Consider the following 17,952-nt stretch of genomic DNA (forward strand, 5'->3'; position numbering starts at 1 on the left):
AGCCCGTCATGGAGATCAGCACATTTACCGCCCGCGAGTTTAATCAAGATACCAGCAAAGCTAAAAAAGCGAGCCACAAGGGCCCGGTCTTCATCACAGACCGCGGGAAACCGGCCCATGTTTTATTGTCGATTGAACAATACCAGAAAATTCTGGGCCTTGCGCCGTCGATCGTCGACCTGCTGGCAATGCCGGAAACTGTCGATGTTGAACTGAAACCCCAACGCATAGAAAATATGTCCGACCTGACGGATTTTCCATAATGTATCTTCTTGATAGTGACGTCGTCGTTGAACTGCGCAAAGCAGGCAGCGAAAAAGCCAACGAAAATGTCGTAAAATGGGCAAATTCTGTGCCAACGGCAGGAACGTTTTTATCCGCCATTACGGTTCTCGAACTTGAGATCGCCGTTCTGGAATTTGAATGGCAGGACGAAGAACGTGGACCCTTGATGCGCAAATGGCTGGACGAACATGTGATCCCGGCATTTGACGGGCGCGTGTTGCCAATCAATGAAAAGGTTGCCCGTAAATGCGCGCAGTTTCACAGCCGTGGCTCGCATTCCGAAGGTGCAACTCTGCTGGCCGCGACCGCCCTTGTGCATGGCCTGACCGTGGTCACCCGCAACACCGATGAATTCAAACCAACCGGTGTTACCTTGTGCAACCCCTGGGATGCCCCTGAAGATGCCCCGTGTAACCCCGAAGGATAAAGCCGGTAGAACCGACGCCACATCCCTCCGGTGATATTGCCGGGCCATCTCTCATGGCCCCGGACAATCTCGCGCCTGTCATGCCTGCGCTGACGCCCCCTTTTCGGCCGTTCCGCAGTTACGTTCTGGCACACGGGCATATGCCAAAACCGGCAATCTTGTTTTCAACTGCCCGGAACCGCCACCTGCCTTACAATATCGATGCAAACAGTTTATGGATAACGGTGCCTTGCACCTGTTATATCCCAGCCGGCAAACGCGGCGTGATGCAGGTTTAAATTACCGGCATCCCCCGCCACAAACCGAGACCGGCAACAACGGAACTGCATTGATGAGCGATCGCGAACCCGACAGCAAAAATCCCCCTGCCGCTGATGCGCGCCCAACCCCGGCAGCGCCCCCCCTCACCGATGCGCCGTTTTTGCCGGTCATTATTGTTGCCGGGCCAACGGCCAGCGGCAAATCGGCATTGGCGCTGGATCTGGCCCGGGAATTTAACGGCGTCATCATCAATGCCGACAGCATGCAGGTATATCGCGAGCTTCGCGTGCTTAGTGCGCGCCCCGATGATGCCGAGCTATCGCGCGCCCCTCACCGCCTCTATGGCGTGCTATCGGGCCGTCAGGCCTGCTCAGCCGGGAAATGGCGCGAGATGGCTTTGGCCGAAATTGCCGCCTGCCATGCGGCCGGACAGTTGCCCATCGTTACCGGGGGGACCGGCATGTATTTAAATGCCCTGACCAACGGCATTGCCCCGATCCCCGATATTGATAAATCAATCCGTGAGATCATCACCGCCGAACTGGCAGCACTTGGCCATGACGCGTTTTTTGCCCGCTTGCAAAAAGACGACCCCGCCACGGCTGCCACGCTGGATTCTGCCAATACACAGCGGCTGATTCGCGCCGCCGAGGTTTTGCGGGCCACCGGCCACGGTTTGGCCCATTGGCACGGTGCTGCAATGCTGCCCCCCCCAAATGGCATGGCTTTCCTAAAGTTCTGTTACATGCCCCCGCGCGACATTTTATATGACCGCTGCAACAAGCGTTTTGACCTGATGATTAAACAGGGCGCGATTGACGAGGTTAAATTTCTGCTGTCACAAACCCTTCCGCCCGAATCCCCGGTAATGAAGGCGGTTGGCGTGCGCGAGCTTGCATCATATCTGGCAGGTGAGCTGTCGCTGGCCGAGGCAAAGGCGCTGGCACAACGCGAAACCCGCCGTTATGCCAAGCGCCAGTTAACATGGTTTCGCCATCAAATGACCGACCGCGAGACCATCGACACGCAATATTCGGAAAGTCTGGAAGGCAAATTGCGTAATCTTGTTCACCAATTTCTGTTGACCGCGCCAAAGTGAGGCGATAGGTTGGCCATTCCGCCAGTGAAATGGCGGAAAACCGCCGTTTCGGCGGCTTTTTCAACCCCAATCACAGGGTAGATCGATCATGTTTCAATCACGCGGTTATCACGCGACACGTTGTTGTCGCTAAACAAGAGGCTCGGAAAATCATGGCAGAACGTATTATGAATGGTTCGGAAGTAGTGTTGCAGGCCCTGACAGATCAGGGTGTGGAAGTCATATTTGGCTATCCCGGCGGCGCCGTCCTTCCGCTATATGACGAAATATTCAAACAGAATCACATTCGTCACGTTCTTGTCCGCCATGAACAGGCTGCCGTCCACGCTGCTGAAGGCTATGCGCGCTCCACCGGCAAGGTTGGCTGCGTACTGGTTACCAGCGGCCCGGGGGCAACCAATGCTGTTACCGGCCTGACCGACGCGTTACTTGATTCAATCCCGATCATCTGCCTGACCGGCCAGGTGCCCACCCACCTGATCGGCAACGATGCCTTTCAGGAGGCCGACACCACCGGCATCACGCGCCCTTGCACCAAGCATAACTATCTGGTCAAGGAAAGCAGCAAGCTGGCCCGCACCATGCACGAGGCCTTTCACGTTGCCACCCATGGTCGCCCCGGCCCGGTCGTAATTGACCTGCCCAAGGATATTCTGGTCGCACCGGCCCCCTATATTGACCCGTCACAGGTTCAGCATCGCACCTATAACCCGCCCGTGAAGGGGGATCGCTCCCAGATCGAAAAGGCGGTTGAAATTCTGGCTTCCGCGAAAAAGCCGGTTTTGTATTGCGGCGGCGGGGTTATCAATTCCGGCACACAGGCCTGCAAATTGCTGGCTGAATTTACCCGCCTGACCGGCGCACCGATTACCCTGACCCTGATGGGGCTGGGCGCTTATCCGGCATCGGATCGTCAATATCTGGGCATGCTGGGCATGCACGGCACCTATGAAGCCAACCTGGCGATGCATGATTGCGATGTTATGGTTGCGATTGGCGCGCGGTTTGACGACCGGGTAACGGGCAATGTCGATTTCTTCTCGCCTGGATCAACCAAAATCCAGATCGATATTGATCCAAGCTCGATCAACAAAAACGTTGCTGTTGATGTTGGTATTGTTGGTGATGTTGGCCATGTCATCGAAGACATGATGAAAATCTGGAAAGCCAAACAATACAGCGTTAATCAGGCCGCCCTTGACGCCTGGTGGGGTGAAATTGAAGGCTGGCGTGAAAAGCGCTGCCTGTCCTATGTTCAGCCCGCTGACGTGATCAAACCGCAGCATGTTATCCGCCGGATGCATGCATTAACGCGGGATCGTAAAACATTCATCACCACCGATGTTGGCCAGCACCAGATGTGGGCCGCCCAGCATTTCGGGTTCGAACATCCCAATGAATGGATGACATCGGGGGGCCTTGGTACCATGGGTTATGGCCTTCCGGCCGCCATGGGCGTTCAGGTTGCCCATCCTGATGCGACGGTCATTTGTTTTAGCGGCGATGCCTCGATCATGATGAACATTCAGGAATGCGCGACGCTGACCCAGTATCGCCTGCCGGTGAAAACCATCATCCTTAATAACCGCTATATGGGCATGGTCCGCCAGTGGCAGCAATTGCTGCACGGATCGCGCTATTCCGAAAGTTATAGCGAAACCCTGCCCGACTTTGTCAAACTTGCCGATGCCTTTGGCTTTACCGGCCTGACCTGCAAGGACCCGGCCGATCTCGATGCCACCTTGCAAAAGATGCTTGATATTGACGGCCCGGTCATTGTTGATGTCGCGGTGGATGACAAGGAAAACTGCTTCCCGATGATCCCGTCTGGCAAGCCGCACAATGAAATGTTGCTAGGCCATGAAACAAGTGGCGACCAGGCCATTGATTCCGATGAAGGGATGGTTCTGGTCTGACCGGCCTGCTTTCCCAAAAGCATCGCCGGAAAACCGATATTTTCATTTTGACAGGTGGGGCTGGTTGCGATGGTTCATCGCCCGCCCCGACCGCAGCGGAGCAAGACCGTGAAAGAAACCGAAATTTCAAAACACACCATTTCTGTTCTGGTGGACAACGAAGCGGGCGTTCTGGCCCGTGTGATCGGCCTGTTTTCGGGCCGTGGCTATAACATCGAAAGCCTGACCGTGGCCGAAGTTGACGCCGGTTCGCGCCTGTCGCGCATTACCGTTGTTACCTCGGGCACGCCGATGGTGATCGAACAAATCAAGGCCCAGCTCGGGCGTCTGGTTCCGATCCACAAGGTCAGCGATCTGACATTGGCCGGTCCCAGCGTCGAACGCGAGCTGGCATTGGTCAAGGTCATTGCGACCGGTGAAAAACGTGTTGAATCCCTGCGCATTGCCGATATTTTCAAGGCGCGCGCGGTCGATGCAACCAACACTTCCTTTATTTTCGAAATCATCGGCAGCCCTGAAAAGATTGATGCCTTCAATAAATTGATGGAGCCGCTTGGTCTTGCGGAAATTTCCCGTACCGGTGTTGCCGCCATTTCGCGCGGCACCCTGATGATGTGAATTTGCCTGTCCCGGCACCGGTCGGGGGCAAATACATTTCAATCCTTTTAATCCAGCGCCCCCGCAAGATAACAAAAAAGCGGGGCCCAACGTCCAGAGGTATCGAAAGATGCGTGTTTATTACGACCGCGATGCAGATGTTAACCTGATCAAAACCAAAAAAGTTGCCATCATTGGTTACGGATCACAGGGCCACGCCCATGCGCTTAACCTGCATGATTCCGGCGTTGCCGAAGTTGCTGTTGGCCTGCGCGAAGGGTCAGCAACCCGCAAGAAAGCCGAAAAAGCCGGCCTGAAAACCATGACCCCGGCCGAAGCCGCTGCATGGGCCGATGTCGTCATGATCCTGACGCCGGACGAAAACCAGGCTGCCATTTATGCCAACGAACTGCGCGACAACCTTAAAGAAGGTGCCGCGTTGATGTTTGCCCACGGCCTGAATGTGCATTTCGGCCTGATCGAGCCGCGTGCCGACCTTGACGTGATGATGGTTGCACCGAAGGGCCCGGGCCACACGGTTCGTTCTGAATATGCCCGTGGCGGCGGGGTTCCTTGCCTGGTTGCTGTTGAACAGAACGCATCTGGCAACGCCCTTGAACTGGCCCTGTCCTATGCATCGGCCATTGGTGGCGGTCGTTCCGGCGTTATCGAAACCAGCTTCCGCGAAGAATGCGAAACCGACCTGTTCGGCGAACAGGCTGTTTTGTGTGGCGGTCTGACCCAGCTGATCAAATACGGCTTTGAAACCCTGACCGAAGCTGGCTATGCGCCGGAAATGGCCTATTTCGAATGCCTGCACGAAGTAAAGCTGATTGTCGATCTGATGTATGAAGGCGGCATGGCCAACATGCGTTACTCGATCTCGAACACCGCGGAATATGGTGACTATGTTACCGGCCCGCGCGTAATCGATGCATCGGTTAAAGAACGCATGAAAGCAGTTCTCGCTGACATTCAGGAAGGCAAGTTCGTGCGCGACTTCGTTCAGGAAATGCATTGCGGCCAGCCGATGTTCAAGGCAACCCGCCGCCTGAACGCCGAACACGAAATCGAAGAAGTTGGCACCAAACTGCGCGCCATGATGCCGTGGATCGCTGCCAACCAGCTGGTCGACAAAGAAAAGAACTAAGTTTCTTTTCGATCTGTCGCTAAAAATAACGATGGTCGCCTTGTTCGCAAGGCGGCCATTTTTATTTGACGGCCCCCCTGCGCACTCACATTTTTGCTGATTACTTTGATTCTGTCCAGGACTGAATGGCTTGAAAACCAATGGGTTCCATTGCCCCACATTCGTCACTTTCTGGACGTTTCGGGTTCGGAACCAAATTGACGATTAGCCGGTAAATCAATGCATCTTCCGCAATCAGGTCTGCCTTGCAAAACAGAATGGCGATATTGCCGGTTTAGGCTGGATATATGAGGCTATTGTGTTTAATCCTGACCTTTAAAACTTTAACCCAACCATGAGCAGATGAATGTCCGAATTTATCGACCTTGCCCCGGAAGTTGCCGAAGCCTTTGCCAGTGGCGCCCCGGTTGTTGCCCTGGAATCGACCATCATTTCGCATGGCATGCCCTATCCGCAAAATCTGGAAACCGCGCAGGCCGTTGAACAGGATGTGCGCGATAACGGGGCCGTTCCCGCCACCATCGCCGTTATTGGCGGGCGCTGCAAAATCGGCCTTTCCCCGGCAGAGCTGGAATATTTTGCCAAGGGCAGCAACATTTTAAAATTGTCGCGCCGCGATATTCCCTATGCCATTGCCAAAAAATGCGATGGCGCGACCACGGTTTCCGCCACCATGATTTTGGCGGAAAAAGCCGGGATCAAGGTTTTTGCCACCGGCGGCATTGGCGGCGTTCACCGCGAACTTGCCATCAGCTTTGATATTTCAGCCGACTTAACCGAACTGGGTAAAACCAGCGTTGCCGTTGTGTGCGCCGGGGCCAAGGCGATTTTGGATATTCCAATGACGCTGGAACATCTTGAAACACTCGGCGTGCCGGTTATTGCCTATGGCACCGACGAATTCCCGGCTTTTTATACGGTAAAAAGCGGGCAAAAAGCCCCCCTGCGCCTTGATACGCCCGAGGAAATTGCCGCATTTTTAGCATCGAAATGGGAATTTGGCCTCGAAGGCGGTGTCGTGATTGGCAACCCGCCGCCGGCTGACAAGGCCCTGGCGCTTGACGCAATTGAACATGCAATTGACTCGGCCCTGGTCGAAGCCAAAGGTTTGAACATTCACGGGCGCGACGTGACCCCGTTTTTGCTGCAACGTGTAACGCAGCATACCAAAGGCAAAAGCCTGGAAGCCAACATTGCGCTGGTGCGCAACAATGCCCGGCTGGGCGCACAAATTGCCGTGGCAATGGCGAAATAACGCCACAGCCCCAAACCACAGATACAAAAAATGCGGGCCACACGGATCCGCATTTTTTATGTGGAATTGGCGCAGGGCCAACCGGTTGAGAGCAACCCTGCGCCAGTTCGCAGCCCTTAGGCAGAGGTGGCATCTGCCAGAAGGCTGCGGTCCAGTCGGCTGTCGTCTATCGGCGCATCCCAAACGGTGCGGCAGGGCAAAACACCGGCCCAAACCGGCAAGGCGTAATCTTCTTCATCATCAACCGGGTCGCCGGTGCGAATTTTCGCCGAGACCGCTTCCATATCGAATTCCAGAAACATGGTGGCCTTTAGTTCCTGCTTGTTGGGATGACGGATGGTGTCCCAGCGCCCTTTAGCCAGTTTTTCAACAAAAACGGCCGATTGTTCCATTTTCGCGGTGTCATCTTCCATCACACGGGCTTTGCCATAAATCACCACAGAACGGTAATTGGCCGAATGATGAAAGGCAGAGCGCGCCATCACCAACCCGTCCAGATGGGTGATGCAAATGCAGGCTTCCGCCCCATCAGCAATTGCGCCCAGCACGCGATTTTTTGACGATCCGTGAATATAAAACTGCTCGCCTACCCGCCAGTGCGCTGTCGGAATCATCACCGGGCGACCGTCCAGAACCGTGCTGACATGGCAAATGATCGCTTCATCAATAATGCGATGGACCGTTTCGCGGTCATAGCTGGCACGCTTGGGGCCACGAACCATTTTGGTTTGAGGCTGAATGTCGTAATCGGTCTCGCTCACTGGTCTCTCCTTGGCGGGCGGTGCGTGGGTGTTTGCCCGCATCATCGCCAAAATTGGACTTTTCATAAGAACCGATATAAGAAAATTGATAGAACCAATTTTACAAAGCAGCCCGGCATGAGCACCATTTTTTCGTGGATATTCGCCAGCAGCCCCGATGATGCCCGGCAACCGGCCTATCGACGGCTGTATCTGGGCATTCGTGCTGCCATTCTTGACGGGCGGTTAAAGCCGGGGGAAAAACTGCCCGCCACCCGCGAGCTGGCGCAACAATTACGTATGTCGCGCAATACGGTGGTTAATGCGTTCGATTTGCTGATGTCTGAGGGCTATCTGGAGGGGCGCGTGGGCGCAGGCAGCTTTGTTGCCGCCAGCCTGCCTGACCGTTTGTTTAACACAAGCGAGGCAATCGGCGTGTCGGCACCCCACGCCACCCCGTTGCGCGCCGGTAAAACCACGGCAGAACCAAAAGCCGGGCAGAACAGTAACAGCCCCCCGTCCCGCCCGCTTCGCATCAGCAAAAGTGCCACGCGCAGCCTTGCCTATAACCGCCCCCACCCGCATTTTCCCACATCACGGCCATTTAACCCCGCCACCCCGGATTTATCGGCATTTCCGTTTGAAATATGGGCGCGGTTATTGCGCCGGGCGTGGCGCGTGCCCAAACTGGCCCTGACCACCCCGACCGACAGCATGGGCCTGCCCGGTTTGCGCAGTGAAATTGCCGCGTGGTTGCGCCAGTCCCGCGGGGTCAATTGCGATGCCAGCCGCATCATGATTGTTTCAGGCGCGCAACAGGCGCTTGATTTTATTGGCCGCGCCCTGATTGACCCGGGCGATGTGGTCGCGCTTGAAGACCCCGGATATGAAGGTATTCGCGGGGTTCTGGCCGCCAATGGTGCGGTTATTCGCCCCATCCCCGTGGATCACGAAGGCTTGCAGGTCAGCGTGCTTGCCGCCGAAACATCGCCCCCGGCCCGCATGGTTGTGACCACGCCATCGCGTAACTACCCGATGGGCACCACATTGTCGCTGGCACGGCGGTTATCGCTGTTGCAATGGGCGCGCGATGTTGATGGCTGGATTATTGAAGACGATTACGACAGCGAATATCGCTATGACGGCCCGCCTTTATCATCCCTGCAAGGGTTCGATCGCGACAACCGGGTGATTTATGTCGGCACATTTTCGCGCGTGTTATTTCCCGGCATTCGCCTTGGCTATCTGGTATTGCCGCCCGATCTGGTGCCGGTTTTTCGCGGCTTGCGCGGCTTTGCCGACGGGGTCCCGGCCCCTACGGCACAGGCGGCATTATCGGCTTTTTTTACCGATGGTCATTTTGGCAGCCATGTCCGCCGGATGCGCCTGCTCTATGGCGAACGGCGCACCTATCTTTTATCGCAAATTGCCGAGCATACCGCCGATTTGCTTGATGTTGTGCCCACCGATGGCGGTTTGCATGTTTGTGCCCGGCTGATCAACGGGCAGGCTGACCGCACCTATGAGCACGCCCTGATTGCCAAGCAGGTTGATTGCCGGTTTTTATCGTCCTATTTTCACAATAAAAGCCCCCGCGATAACGACCCGGCCCGTCAGGGCCTTATTCTGGGATTTGCCGGTTGGGAAAAAAAGCAGCTTGGTCAAAGTTTCAGTGATCTGATCGCAATTTTACGCCGTAAACCTTAATGTACCCCGAGCCAAAGACAGAGCGCGCCAGATGCTTCCCCCGGTATTTATAAAATGGCGCGCTCTGCCTGCCTTTAAAAATCGCTGAACATGAGGCCCGGATGCAAACACCCCGCCCGCCCATCGCCGTTATGTGGTTTCGCAACGATTTGCGATTAACCGACAACCCGGCCCTGCACGCCGCCCTTAACTGGGCCAGCGACAATAACGGCACGGTTCTGCCGATTTATATCCTTGATGACGTGATGGAAAAACAATTAGGCGGTGCCACACGCTGGTGGCTGGAACAAAGCCTGAGTGCGCTTGCAACGGCCATTGCGGCAAAAGACAGCACCACGGAAAACCAGCCGTCTGCCACCCCCCTGCATCTGTTTCGCGATAATGCCCAACAGGTAATTTCCCGCCTGCGCGATGATCACGACATTGCGGCGATATTCTGGAACCGCAGTTACGACCCGCAATCGGTCCAACGCGATAGCGCCCTGAAAAACCGGTGCCGCGATGTTTGGAACCTGCCGTGTGAAAGTTTTAACAGCCATTTGCTGTTTGAACCGTGGCAGGTCAAAACCGGGGCTGGAACTTCGTTCAAAGTGTTTTCGCCGTTCTGGCGTGCCTGCCTTAAAATGCCGCCGCCTGCCCGGCCCCAACCCGCCCCCAAAACCATGCCATTATCGGCTATCGCCCCGGAAAATGCGGTTACGTTGGCCAAGCTTGCCCTGTCGCCAACGCCGGTAGACTGGGCCGAAGGGCTGGCCGAACGGTTTACCCCCGGCGAGCAAGCAGCCCGCGACCAGTTACATGATTTTATCGATGACCGCCTTGTTGATTACGCCGATTTGCGCGACCGACCCGACCATCGGGTGACATCGGAACTATCGCCGCATTTGCGGTTTGGTGAAATCAGCCCGCGTGAAATTTGGCACGCCCTGTCCCACCACGCCGAGGCCGAACCGGGCCATGGCAAAACCGCATCCAAGTTTTTATCCGAACTGGGCTGGCGCGAATTTGCCCATCATGTGCTGTTTCACGCCGATGATTTACGGCGCAAACCCCTGCAAGCACAATTTGCGCAGTTCCCGTGGCGCGAAAGCAAAACTGACCTGCAGGCATGGCAGCGCGGGCAAACCGGATACCCGATTGTGGATGCCGGAATGCGCGAGCTTTGGCACACCGGCTATATGCATAACCGGGTCCGCATGATTGTGGGCTCGTTGCTGGTCAAACATTTGTTGCAACATTGGCAACATGGCCTTGAATGGTTTGACGATACCCTGGTCGATGCCTGCCCGGCGGCCGACCCGTTTTCATGGCAATGGATTGGCGGCAGCGGGGCCGATGCCGCCCCGTATTTTCGCATTTTCAACCCGGTTTTACAGGGTGAGAAGTTTGATTCCAACGGCGATTATGTGCGCCAATGGGTGCCCGAGCTGCGCGACCTTCCCACCGCGCACATCCATAAACCGTGGGAGGCCCCGCCCCTGATCTTGCAAGGAGCCGGGGTTAAACTGGGGCAAACCTACCCCAAACCGATTGTGGATTTAAAAGGTGGGCGCGACCGGGCGATGAACGCCTATCGCGAAATGAAGGCCGCCAGCACCGGCGATAATCCCGGTTAATCGGGGCGGTATCCTGATTACACCAAAACGCCATACATCCTGCCCTGAAAAACATTACAGGGCAGGATGGCTTTGCGCTTTTGCCTTAACGCCAGAACGGCTTTTGTTTATCAAATTCTTTCCATGCACTTGCGATGCCCTGCAAACGATAATCCGCCCGTGCGCCATACCACCCGGCAATGCGCCCAACCCCGATCAGCCCTTGTTTGCTTAATGCCGATTGCAAAATCGACAACCGGGTTTCGGCAACGGCCGCATCATTTAACTGGCCGAGAATGTCTTGTAATTCGGCCAAGCTGCTGCGGAATTTTTTAACCGCTTTACCGCCATAGATTTCATAGAAAAAATCGCAGGCATAGCGCATTTGCTTCACATCCAAACGCCACGCATGCAACCCGGCAATGCCCAGTTCGCCAACCTTGTTGCCGCGCTTGGCCATGCGCTTGCGCGCCCGCTCCAAAAGCGGTTCGGCCAATTCGCCAATCGGGGCCGACATGGCGCGCATTTGCGCCGCACTGGCCCCCGATGCCCAGCGCGAATAGCTCGACCAGGCGCCCAGCAGCAAACACAATTGCTGATAATCAGAGGATTCCAGCATTGCAATTGCAGCCTTAAACGCCAAGGCACGTTGCCCCTCGGCGGATTTGCGCAATTCGGCATTCGGCCCATGCTCGCCGGTTTCCGCCTTATCGGGAAAACGTTGTTCGATGGCAGGCAGGGTTTCGCCCAAAAACACATCCCAGTCGCGCAGGGCATCAAGCCCCTTGGTGCAGGATTTCAGCAACCGGCGGATCAAAACCGCTTCGCCCGCTGGCAGGTTGTGGCGAAACAGGCTGAACGCAACACGCAGGCGGCGCATGCCAACCCGCATCTGATGGCAGCCTTCAAGATGCAAATCCTGGCGCACACAAACTTCATTGCCCAAAATCATCGACAGGCCCTGGGCGATCACGGCGCGAAAGGCTTCTTCCGCGCTCATATCGGCTTGCAGGCCGACCGGATCGGCACGATAGAACGTGGGCGGTTCGTCAAAATAAAGCGAGCGCCCGCGCGACGCCTTGGACCGCAAACTTAAATATAGCGGCACGGTGCGCTGTAATTCCAGTGCCAGATCAAACAGGGTCGCCGGGTGGCCTTCTTTTAATTCCAGCTCCACTTCGGAAATCGGGGCTTCGCGGGTTCCGGCCCGCACCACACCCTGATCAATCGCCAGTTCCATCACCGCGTCACGATAGCCCAGATCAACACTGGTGCGCGCCAGATCGGTTTCAAAAATCCGGTCGATTTTCTTGTTTTTCGTCAGTTTGTCGAGCAGCGCCAAAACATCGGTATCGGTGAATTTCGCCAAATCCAGTTCACCGTCTTCCAGCTCGACCGTCCATTCCTGACGTTCAGGCAAGGCCGCCCGCAACCCATTTGAGGCCTTTACGGTCTGCTCCCAGCCCGTAGCCCCTTTTTTGCGCACCCGGATCGCCAGCCCCTTGCGCGATAACGACAGCTTGGGCGTATCATAATAAATCGACACCAGCTGGGTGGTCGACAAGCGCCGCCCTTCTTTGACCTCACGCAAAACCGGGGCCTGTTTCAGCCGATTCACATGCTTCGGATCGATCCGCATCTTCAGTTCGATCTCGATCTGTTTCTCCGCCATCCCGGTTCCTTCTATGCCAATCTTTGTACCCATCAGGCGCAACACGCATTTCCTGAAAGGATAGTTCTATCGTGAAACATATTGCAGCAATTTGAAATGATATCGCGCAAAAGCGTGTCATTTCATCGTCATATTCTTGTAAAAATCAGATTAAAGCGTGGAAAAGCAAGCGTTTTTGGGGGAAAGCGGCACAATGGGAAAACAGATGTTCATCTGAATGTTCTGGCGCGCAAAGATATGTTCATACAGTCACGACTCTGCCCGGTTTCGCGCATTTTGCACCACATGACACAGCGTTTCAGATGACGGAAGCGTGATGTTTGGCCGGGGCCGGCCGGATTCTTGCCCTTGCGGAAAATGCCGGTCCGCAGCGAAGATATACCAAAGCGACCATCTTGAAAAAAGGCACAAAAAAACCCGGCCAAAGCCGGGTTCATTTTGGTCTTCAAGTGGTGCCCGGAGGCGGATTCGAACCACCGACACGCGGATTTTCAGTCCACTGCTCTACCAACTGAGCTATCCGGGCAACCTTGAAGCGTTTCCGTTTCCGGAAGCGTTCCCTGCGGAACGAGCGGGGTTATACAAGCTGGTTTGCACCTTGTCCAGCCCGTTTTCGCATTTTTTTTGAACTTAAAATTCGTCTTCATCTTCAAGGTCTTCAAGATACTCTGGCGGTTCGCTCGCAGGCACGGCATAGCTGGCATTCAGCCATTTGCCCAAATCGAGATCTGCACAGCGTTTGGAGCAGAACGGTTTGTATTTTTCCACCACCGGCGCGCCACACATCGTGCATTGCGTGATGGTCGATTGCGCCTTGCTGGTCCCCGATGCTGTCATTTTACCCGCCATCTCCTAAGCCCTTTCAATCACATACTGATCCAGCCTTAATGTCGCGTCTGCCACCCGTTGGGGCAAACCGCCAAACAGGCCGGTTAAAATACGCTGACAATTTTCCTGTTCATCAAACATCTGCGCCATAACCGGATGCAAATGCAAACGGCACTGCCCCACCGGCTGATGGCGAAGCGCGCCTGCAATGGCACGCAATACGGCATTTTTCGCCGCCTCGCGCCCCAACAGGCCCGTTTGCGCCCACGATTCGCCTTTATCAAACATCATCGATGCCAATTCCAACCCGCTGCGCTGACGCGTTAATTCATACAGCCCCAGGCGGGTAAAACCGCCAATTTGCACGGCCCCGTCCATCTCGGTGCCAAATCCCTTGCGCAGGGCGGCTTCAAACGCATCGCGTGCCGCACGTCCCGGCATTCGGATCGGGTCAATCACCACCAAACCACCGATATTGCGCAATATCATCTGATGCACAATTTCAAAGGCCGCCGCCAGATTAACATCAAGATTACGCCGATCGGCATTTTGGCCGGTTAATGCCTGCGCGCCACCGGCATTCACATCAATGGCACAAAGAGCGGTGGTTTGTTCAATCGCAATCCAGCCGCCACCGGGCAATTCGACCCGCACCTGCAAGGCTTCGTCCAAAGCCGTTTCAACGCCTTCATGGGCAAACAGCAATGAATTGCCCTTATGCACGCTTAGCGCCGTTTCATCGGCCCCTTGCGCGCGCATAAGCCCCCGCAAACGAATATATTCCGCCATGCCATCAACAATGCACGGACTCCCGGCCATGATATGACGTTCAATCACCTGGTCAACATCGGACAAAGCACGAAAAACCAGACACGGGCGGTCGGCATTTTTTTGCGCCGCAACGGCTTGTTGCCAAACAGATTTAAGCCGGGAAAATTCACCCTTTAAAACATCATCGGCCCAGTCGGCAGCCGTGCTGCGCAAGGTCAGGCTTTCGCCCTGCTGTGCCAAAGACTTTAGAAAACCCGCCAAATGCGCACGCCGGGCCGGGTCATTTACCTTGCGTGGAATGTCGATTACTTTGCCGCCGGGGCGAAAAATCATACCGCCACCTTCAATGGCAATGCGCCCGGTCAGTTTGGGGCCTTTGTCGTCAAACCCCAGCCGCGATACCTGCACTATCACCCATTGCCCTTCGTGCAACGGGCCATCGATGCGGTCCAGCGGCAATAAGCCATCAGCACAGCCGTCCAGCACCACCATCGCGGCGGCCATTTCGGGCAGAACACGAGAGATCCGGCCAATGTGAATGTCAAACCGGCGCGGTCCGCCGCGATCCAGCCAAATGCGCCGTACGCGATCATTCACAATCAGGGCGACCCGGCGTTCGTCGGCCACCGCATCAATCAGTAACAGCCTGTCGCGCGCATCCCCCTGATCGGGCATGGTTATGCAGCCTCCGGGTAATATCCCAGCCCGCGCAACAGCGCGTCGGCATCATAAAGCGACAGGCCAACCACGTTGCTATAGGACCCGGAAAGATGACGGATAAAAACAGCGGCCTGCCCCTGAATGGCATAGGCACCGGCTTTGCCCTGCCATTCGTCACTGGCAAGGTACCGGTTGATGTCGCCTTCATTCAGGCCACGAAAAATAACCTGGGTTTCCACCACACGCGACCGCAAGGTGCCATCCGGGGCAATCACACAAATGCCGCCATGCACCCGGTGACGTCGGCCCGAAAGCATGTGCAAAAACTTGCGCGCTTCGGCGGCGTCTTCGGGTTTGCCAAGGGCGCGCTGGCCGCAGGCCACCACGGTGTCGGCGGCCAAAACAAACGCCCCTTCGTGTGCCTGGGCCACGGCACGGGCCTTTTCTTCGGCCAGGCGCAGGGCCAGGCGACGCGGGCTTTCATCACGCCGTGGCGTTTCATCGATATCGGCGGGCGAAATCGCATCGGGCGTAATGCCGATCTGGGCCAGCAATTCAACACGCCTTGGCGATGCCGAGGCCAGAACAAGTTTGGATGAAACGTGCGAGGACAAATGATGGCTCCCGGTTTGCAAAATACGGCACAACCCGAACCATAGCAGGACAACCGCCCTGACAAAACCGGCCCTGTTGACCCCAACGCAAACAAAATGCGGTTTGTGAAAAAAGGGACTTATACGAAAGCTCGTTAATCAAAACCGATCAACGGGCCCCTCAATCGGCGGGCGGGCTTATTGAGCCCTAGCCTTTTGCAGCACTGCCCGCGCGGCGCGGTCGCGCCTAAACAGATCTCCATGAGTCATTCTCATAAATATCTGGTCCTAAAACAGACAAATGCCGCCAGATCAAAGATCATGCGGCATTGCGTCGGTTCGCGCAGAATAAAGGCCGTTCCGGGTTTAACGGGATATATCACATACCTCAATCCGCCTTGTATGCAAGGCGGCGATAAACCGGAACATCTGCAGCGGATTATTTAAAGCGGAAAGTGATCCGACCTTTGGTCAAATCATATGGCGTCATTTCAACGCTGACTCGGTCGCCAGCAAGAACGCGAATACGGTTTTTCCGCATCTTACCCGAAGTATGGGCGAGAATTTCGTGATCATTGTCCAGCTTCACGCGGAACATCGCGTTGGGCAAAAGTTCTGTGACTGTGCCCTGAAACTCGATAACGTCTTCTTTAGCCATGAGACTCCTAAACTTTCGTGCTGCAACAACAATGACCGGTTGGCGCAAACTGCGCTGTTCACGCGAAAAGGTCAAGCCCTTTCGCATGTCGCACAATGCGCCCCGGCAATGCGGTACGTGCATGTTTCATTCAATATAGGTAGCATACCCCAACAGGGCCACCCCCAATGCGTTATTTCCCCTGCCAGCAGATGGATGTTTGATGAAAACGGTTCTAACCCCCGATCAATTCCCCAAAATTCGCCCCGCCACGGCCAAAGATGCCGGTCATATGCACGCCATGCTAAAGGAAATTGCCCGGGTGACGGGCAGCCTGGATAAATTCACCAGCACCGTCGATGATATAATTCGCGACGGGTTTGGCAGCACCCCCGCCTTTCACGCCCTGATCGGCGAAACCGACGCCGGAATGCCGCTGGCAATGTGCCTGTATTTCGACAGTTATTCCACCTTTCGCGGCAAGGCTGGCATTTATATTCAGGATTTATATGTGGATTCGTCGCTGCGCGGCGGCGGTTTTGCCCGTTACCTGTTTGCCCATGTTGCCGCCTATGCCCGGCAAAATAACCGCCATTACATTCGCCTGTCGGTGGATGCCGAAAACATGACCGGGCAAAAGTTTTACCGCAAAATCGGTATGAAAGGTGCGGTTGATGAACGGATTTACGTGCTTGACGGCGATGCGCTGGGCAATCTGGCCGCCGAGGCAGAATTATTAACCCAGCCGTAAAAACCGGTGCTGATTAAGCCAAAGCAGGCGCTAAAACCGGGGCGCCGGCGCCAGCGGAAAACGTTCAAGGATGCGTTTTTGAAGCTGGTCGCGCACCTGGCGATAGGCTTCAAGCTTTGTTTCGCGCGACCCTTCGACCATGGTGGCATCAAAGGTATTCCAGAACTCGACATCGCAGGCCATGGTGCGCGTCATTTCCATGGCCCGGTGCTGGGCCTCGGGCGACAGGGTGACGATCAAGTCGAAAAAGCCGTCTTCCAGTTCGTCAAAGGTTTTGGGTTTATAGGCCGAAATATCAAGGCCGATTTCATCCATGACAGCCACGGCAAACCCGTCAAGGTCGCCCGCGCGCAGCCCGCAACATTCAACATAAACCCGGCTGCCGTGAAAATGCCGCATCAATGTTGCCGCCATGATCGAGCGGACGGCATTGTAACTACACGAAAACAGCACGGCACCGGGCATATCCTGCGCCACCTGTCCTTACCCCCGAATATGCAAAACGCAAATCAGGGTAAACAGCCGCCGGGCTGTGTTTTCGTCCATCACAACTTTTTCAGACAGCACTTCACGCAATTGTTCCGACCCTTCATTATGCAGGCCCCGCCGCGCCATATCGATGGTTTCGATCTGGGCTGCTGATGCCTTTTTGATCGCATCGTAATAGCTTTCGCAAATCATGAAGTAATCCTTCACGATGCGGCGAAACGGGGTCAGCGGCAAAATAATGGTTGTCAGGTTTTCTTCATCATTGTCGCCCCGCACATCCATATAGATGCGGTTATCCTCGGTGCGCATATGCACCGAATAGGGGCCGGTAAAATCGCCAGCCGGGGCAAAATGGTTTTCTTCAAGCAAATCATAAATCGCCACCGCCTGCTCGTGCTCTACCTCGGGGCGGCGACGAATCGTAGTTTTCTGGTCAAGATATATCCCGGCGATACACTGGTTGTTCTTGGTGTTTGCCATTATCTTTTCCCCTATCCCCGATGTAATGCTGTCGTGCAA

18 protein-coding genes and 1 tRNA gene are annotated in these 17,952 nt (G+C 55.5%); 10 read left to right on the plus strand and 9 right to left on the minus strand.

The window, feature by feature from the left end:
• Positions 1–8 precede the first annotated feature (8 nt).
• The 7 genes from TMES_RS10805 to TMES_RS10840 all read left to right on the plus strand — a co-directional run bounded on the left by TMES_RS10805 (position 9) and on the right by TMES_RS10840 (position 6,990).
• Positions 9–263 (plus strand): type II toxin-antitoxin system Phd/YefM family antitoxin, encoded by a 255-nt coding sequence (locus tag TMES_RS10805; protein ID WP_085582355.1) that lies wholly within the window; start codon positions 9–11, stop codon positions 261–263.
• A complete protein-coding gene (locus TMES_RS10810) occupies positions 263–712 on the plus strand; it encodes a type II toxin-antitoxin system VapC family toxin (protein ID WP_085582357.1) in 450 nt (149 codons plus the stop codon). The genes TMES_RS10805 and TMES_RS10810 overlap by 1 nt, the downstream gene beginning before the upstream one ends.
• Positions 713–1,043: 331 nt before the next feature.
• The gene (gene miaA, locus TMES_RS10820) at positions 1,044–2,072 is read left to right on the plus strand and encodes a tRNA (adenosine(37)-N6)-dimethylallyltransferase MiaA (protein WP_085582361.1); all 1,029 of its coding nucleotides are present in this window, start codon (positions 1,044–1,046) and stop codon (positions 2,070–2,072) included.
• A 152-nt stretch (positions 2,073–2,224) separates the two neighbouring features.
• Complete coding sequence (locus tag TMES_RS10825) at positions 2,225–3,988, plus strand: acetolactate synthase 3 large subunit (RefSeq protein ID WP_085582363.1); 1,764 nt, start codon at positions 2,225–2,227, stop codon at positions 3,986–3,988.
• Positions 3,989–4,057: 69 nt separating this feature from the next.
• Positions 4,058–4,606, plus strand: a complete 549-nt coding sequence (gene ilvN, locus TMES_RS10830; protein WP_085582838.1) for an acetolactate synthase small subunit — start codon at positions 4,058–4,060, stop codon at positions 4,604–4,606.
• A gap of 109 nt (positions 4,607–4,715) precedes the next feature.
• Complete coding sequence (gene ilvC / locus TMES_RS10835; protein ID WP_085582365.1) at positions 4,716–5,735, plus strand: ketol-acid reductoisomerase; 1,020 nt, start codon at positions 4,716–4,718, stop codon at positions 5,733–5,735.
• A 346-nt stretch (positions 5,736–6,081) separates the two neighbouring features.
• Positions 6,082–6,990 (plus strand): pseudouridine-5'-phosphate glycosidase, encoded by a 909-nt coding sequence (locus tag TMES_RS10840; RefSeq protein WP_085582367.1) that lies wholly within the window; start codon positions 6,082–6,084, stop codon positions 6,988–6,990.
• Between the two features lie 116 nt (positions 6,991–7,106).
• Here TMES_RS10840 and TMES_RS10845 read toward each other — a convergent pair whose 3' ends face one another.
• Entirely contained in the window at positions 7,107–7,751 is a 645-nt protein-coding gene (locus TMES_RS10845; RefSeq protein ID WP_245835352.1) for a pyridoxamine 5'-phosphate oxidase family protein, read from the minus strand.
• Positions 7,752–7,868: 117 nt separating this feature from the next.
• On the opposite strand from TMES_RS10845, the gene pdxR reads away from it, so the two are divergent.
• Both pdxR and TMES_RS10855 read left to right on the plus strand, forming a co-directional pair.
• On the plus strand, positions 7,869–9,437 hold the full coding sequence (gene pdxR, locus TMES_RS10850; protein WP_085582369.1) for a MocR-like pyridoxine biosynthesis transcription factor PdxR: 1,569 nt from the start codon (positions 7,869–7,871) through the stop codon (positions 9,435–9,437).
• A 101-nt stretch (positions 9,438–9,538) separates the two neighbouring features.
• Positions 9,539–11,053, plus strand: a complete 1,515-nt coding sequence (locus tag TMES_RS10855; RefSeq protein WP_085582371.1) for a cryptochrome/photolyase family protein — start codon at positions 9,539–9,541, stop codon at positions 11,051–11,053.
• Positions 11,054–11,138: 85 nt separating this feature from the next.
• Here TMES_RS10855 and TMES_RS10860 read toward each other — a convergent pair whose 3' ends face one another.
• The 6 genes from TMES_RS10860 to infA form a co-directional block, all read right to left on the minus strand.
• Entirely contained in the window at positions 11,139–12,704 is a 1,566-nt protein-coding gene (locus tag TMES_RS10860; protein ID WP_085582842.1) for a CYTH and CHAD domain-containing protein, read from the minus strand.
• 450 nt (positions 12,705–13,154) lie between these two features.
• Positions 13,155–13,230, minus strand: a tRNA-Phe gene (locus TMES_RS10870).
• 104 nt (positions 13,231–13,334) lie between these two features.
• Positions 13,335–13,541, minus strand: a complete 207-nt coding sequence (locus TMES_RS10875; protein ID WP_085582844.1) for a DNA gyrase inhibitor YacG — start codon at positions 13,539–13,541, stop codon at positions 13,335–13,337.
• 15 nt (positions 13,542–13,556) lie between these two features.
• Entirely contained in the window at positions 13,557–14,978 is a 1,422-nt protein-coding gene (locus tag TMES_RS10880) for a ribonuclease E/G (RefSeq protein ID WP_085582375.1), read from the minus strand.
• Between the two features lie 2 nt (positions 14,979–14,980).
• The gene (locus TMES_RS10885; RefSeq protein ID WP_085582377.1) at positions 14,981–15,577 is read right to left on the minus strand and encodes a Maf family protein; all 597 of its coding nucleotides are present in this window, start codon (positions 15,575–15,577) and stop codon (positions 14,981–14,983) included.
• 418 nt (positions 15,578–15,995) lie between these two features.
• On the minus strand, positions 15,996–16,214 hold the full coding sequence (gene infA / locus TMES_RS10890; protein ID WP_073955974.1) for a translation initiation factor IF-1: 219 nt from the start codon (positions 16,212–16,214) through the stop codon (positions 15,996–15,998).
• A 202-nt stretch (positions 16,215–16,416) separates the two neighbouring features.
• On the opposite strand from infA, the gene TMES_RS10895 reads away from it, so the two are divergent.
• Positions 16,417–16,944, plus strand: coding sequence for a GNAT family N-acetyltransferase (locus TMES_RS10895; protein ID WP_085582379.1), 528 nt, complete (start codon positions 16,417–16,419; stop codon positions 16,942–16,944).
• 30 nt (positions 16,945–16,974) lie between these two features.
• Here the strand turns inward: TMES_RS10895 and TMES_RS10900 are convergent, their stop codons facing one another.
• Together TMES_RS10900 and TMES_RS10905 are read right to left on the minus strand one after the other, a co-directional pair.
• A complete protein-coding gene (locus TMES_RS10900) occupies positions 16,975–17,421 on the minus strand; it encodes an arsenate reductase/protein-tyrosine-phosphatase family protein (RefSeq protein ID WP_143589622.1) in 447 nt (148 codons plus the stop codon).
• Positions 17,422–17,427: 6 nt separating this feature from the next.
• Positions 17,428–17,913 carry a UPF0262 family protein gene (locus TMES_RS10905; protein ID WP_085582383.1) on the minus strand — a complete coding sequence of 162 codons (486 nt, stop codon included), beginning with the start codon at positions 17,911–17,913 and terminating at the stop codon, positions 17,428–17,430.
• Positions 17,914–17,952: the final 39 nt, after the last annotated feature.

The sequence above is a fragment of the Thalassospira mesophila genome, from assembly GCF_002115755.1.
GTDB lineage: Bacteria > Pseudomonadota > Alphaproteobacteria > Rhodospirillales > Thalassospiraceae > Thalassospira > Thalassospira mesophila.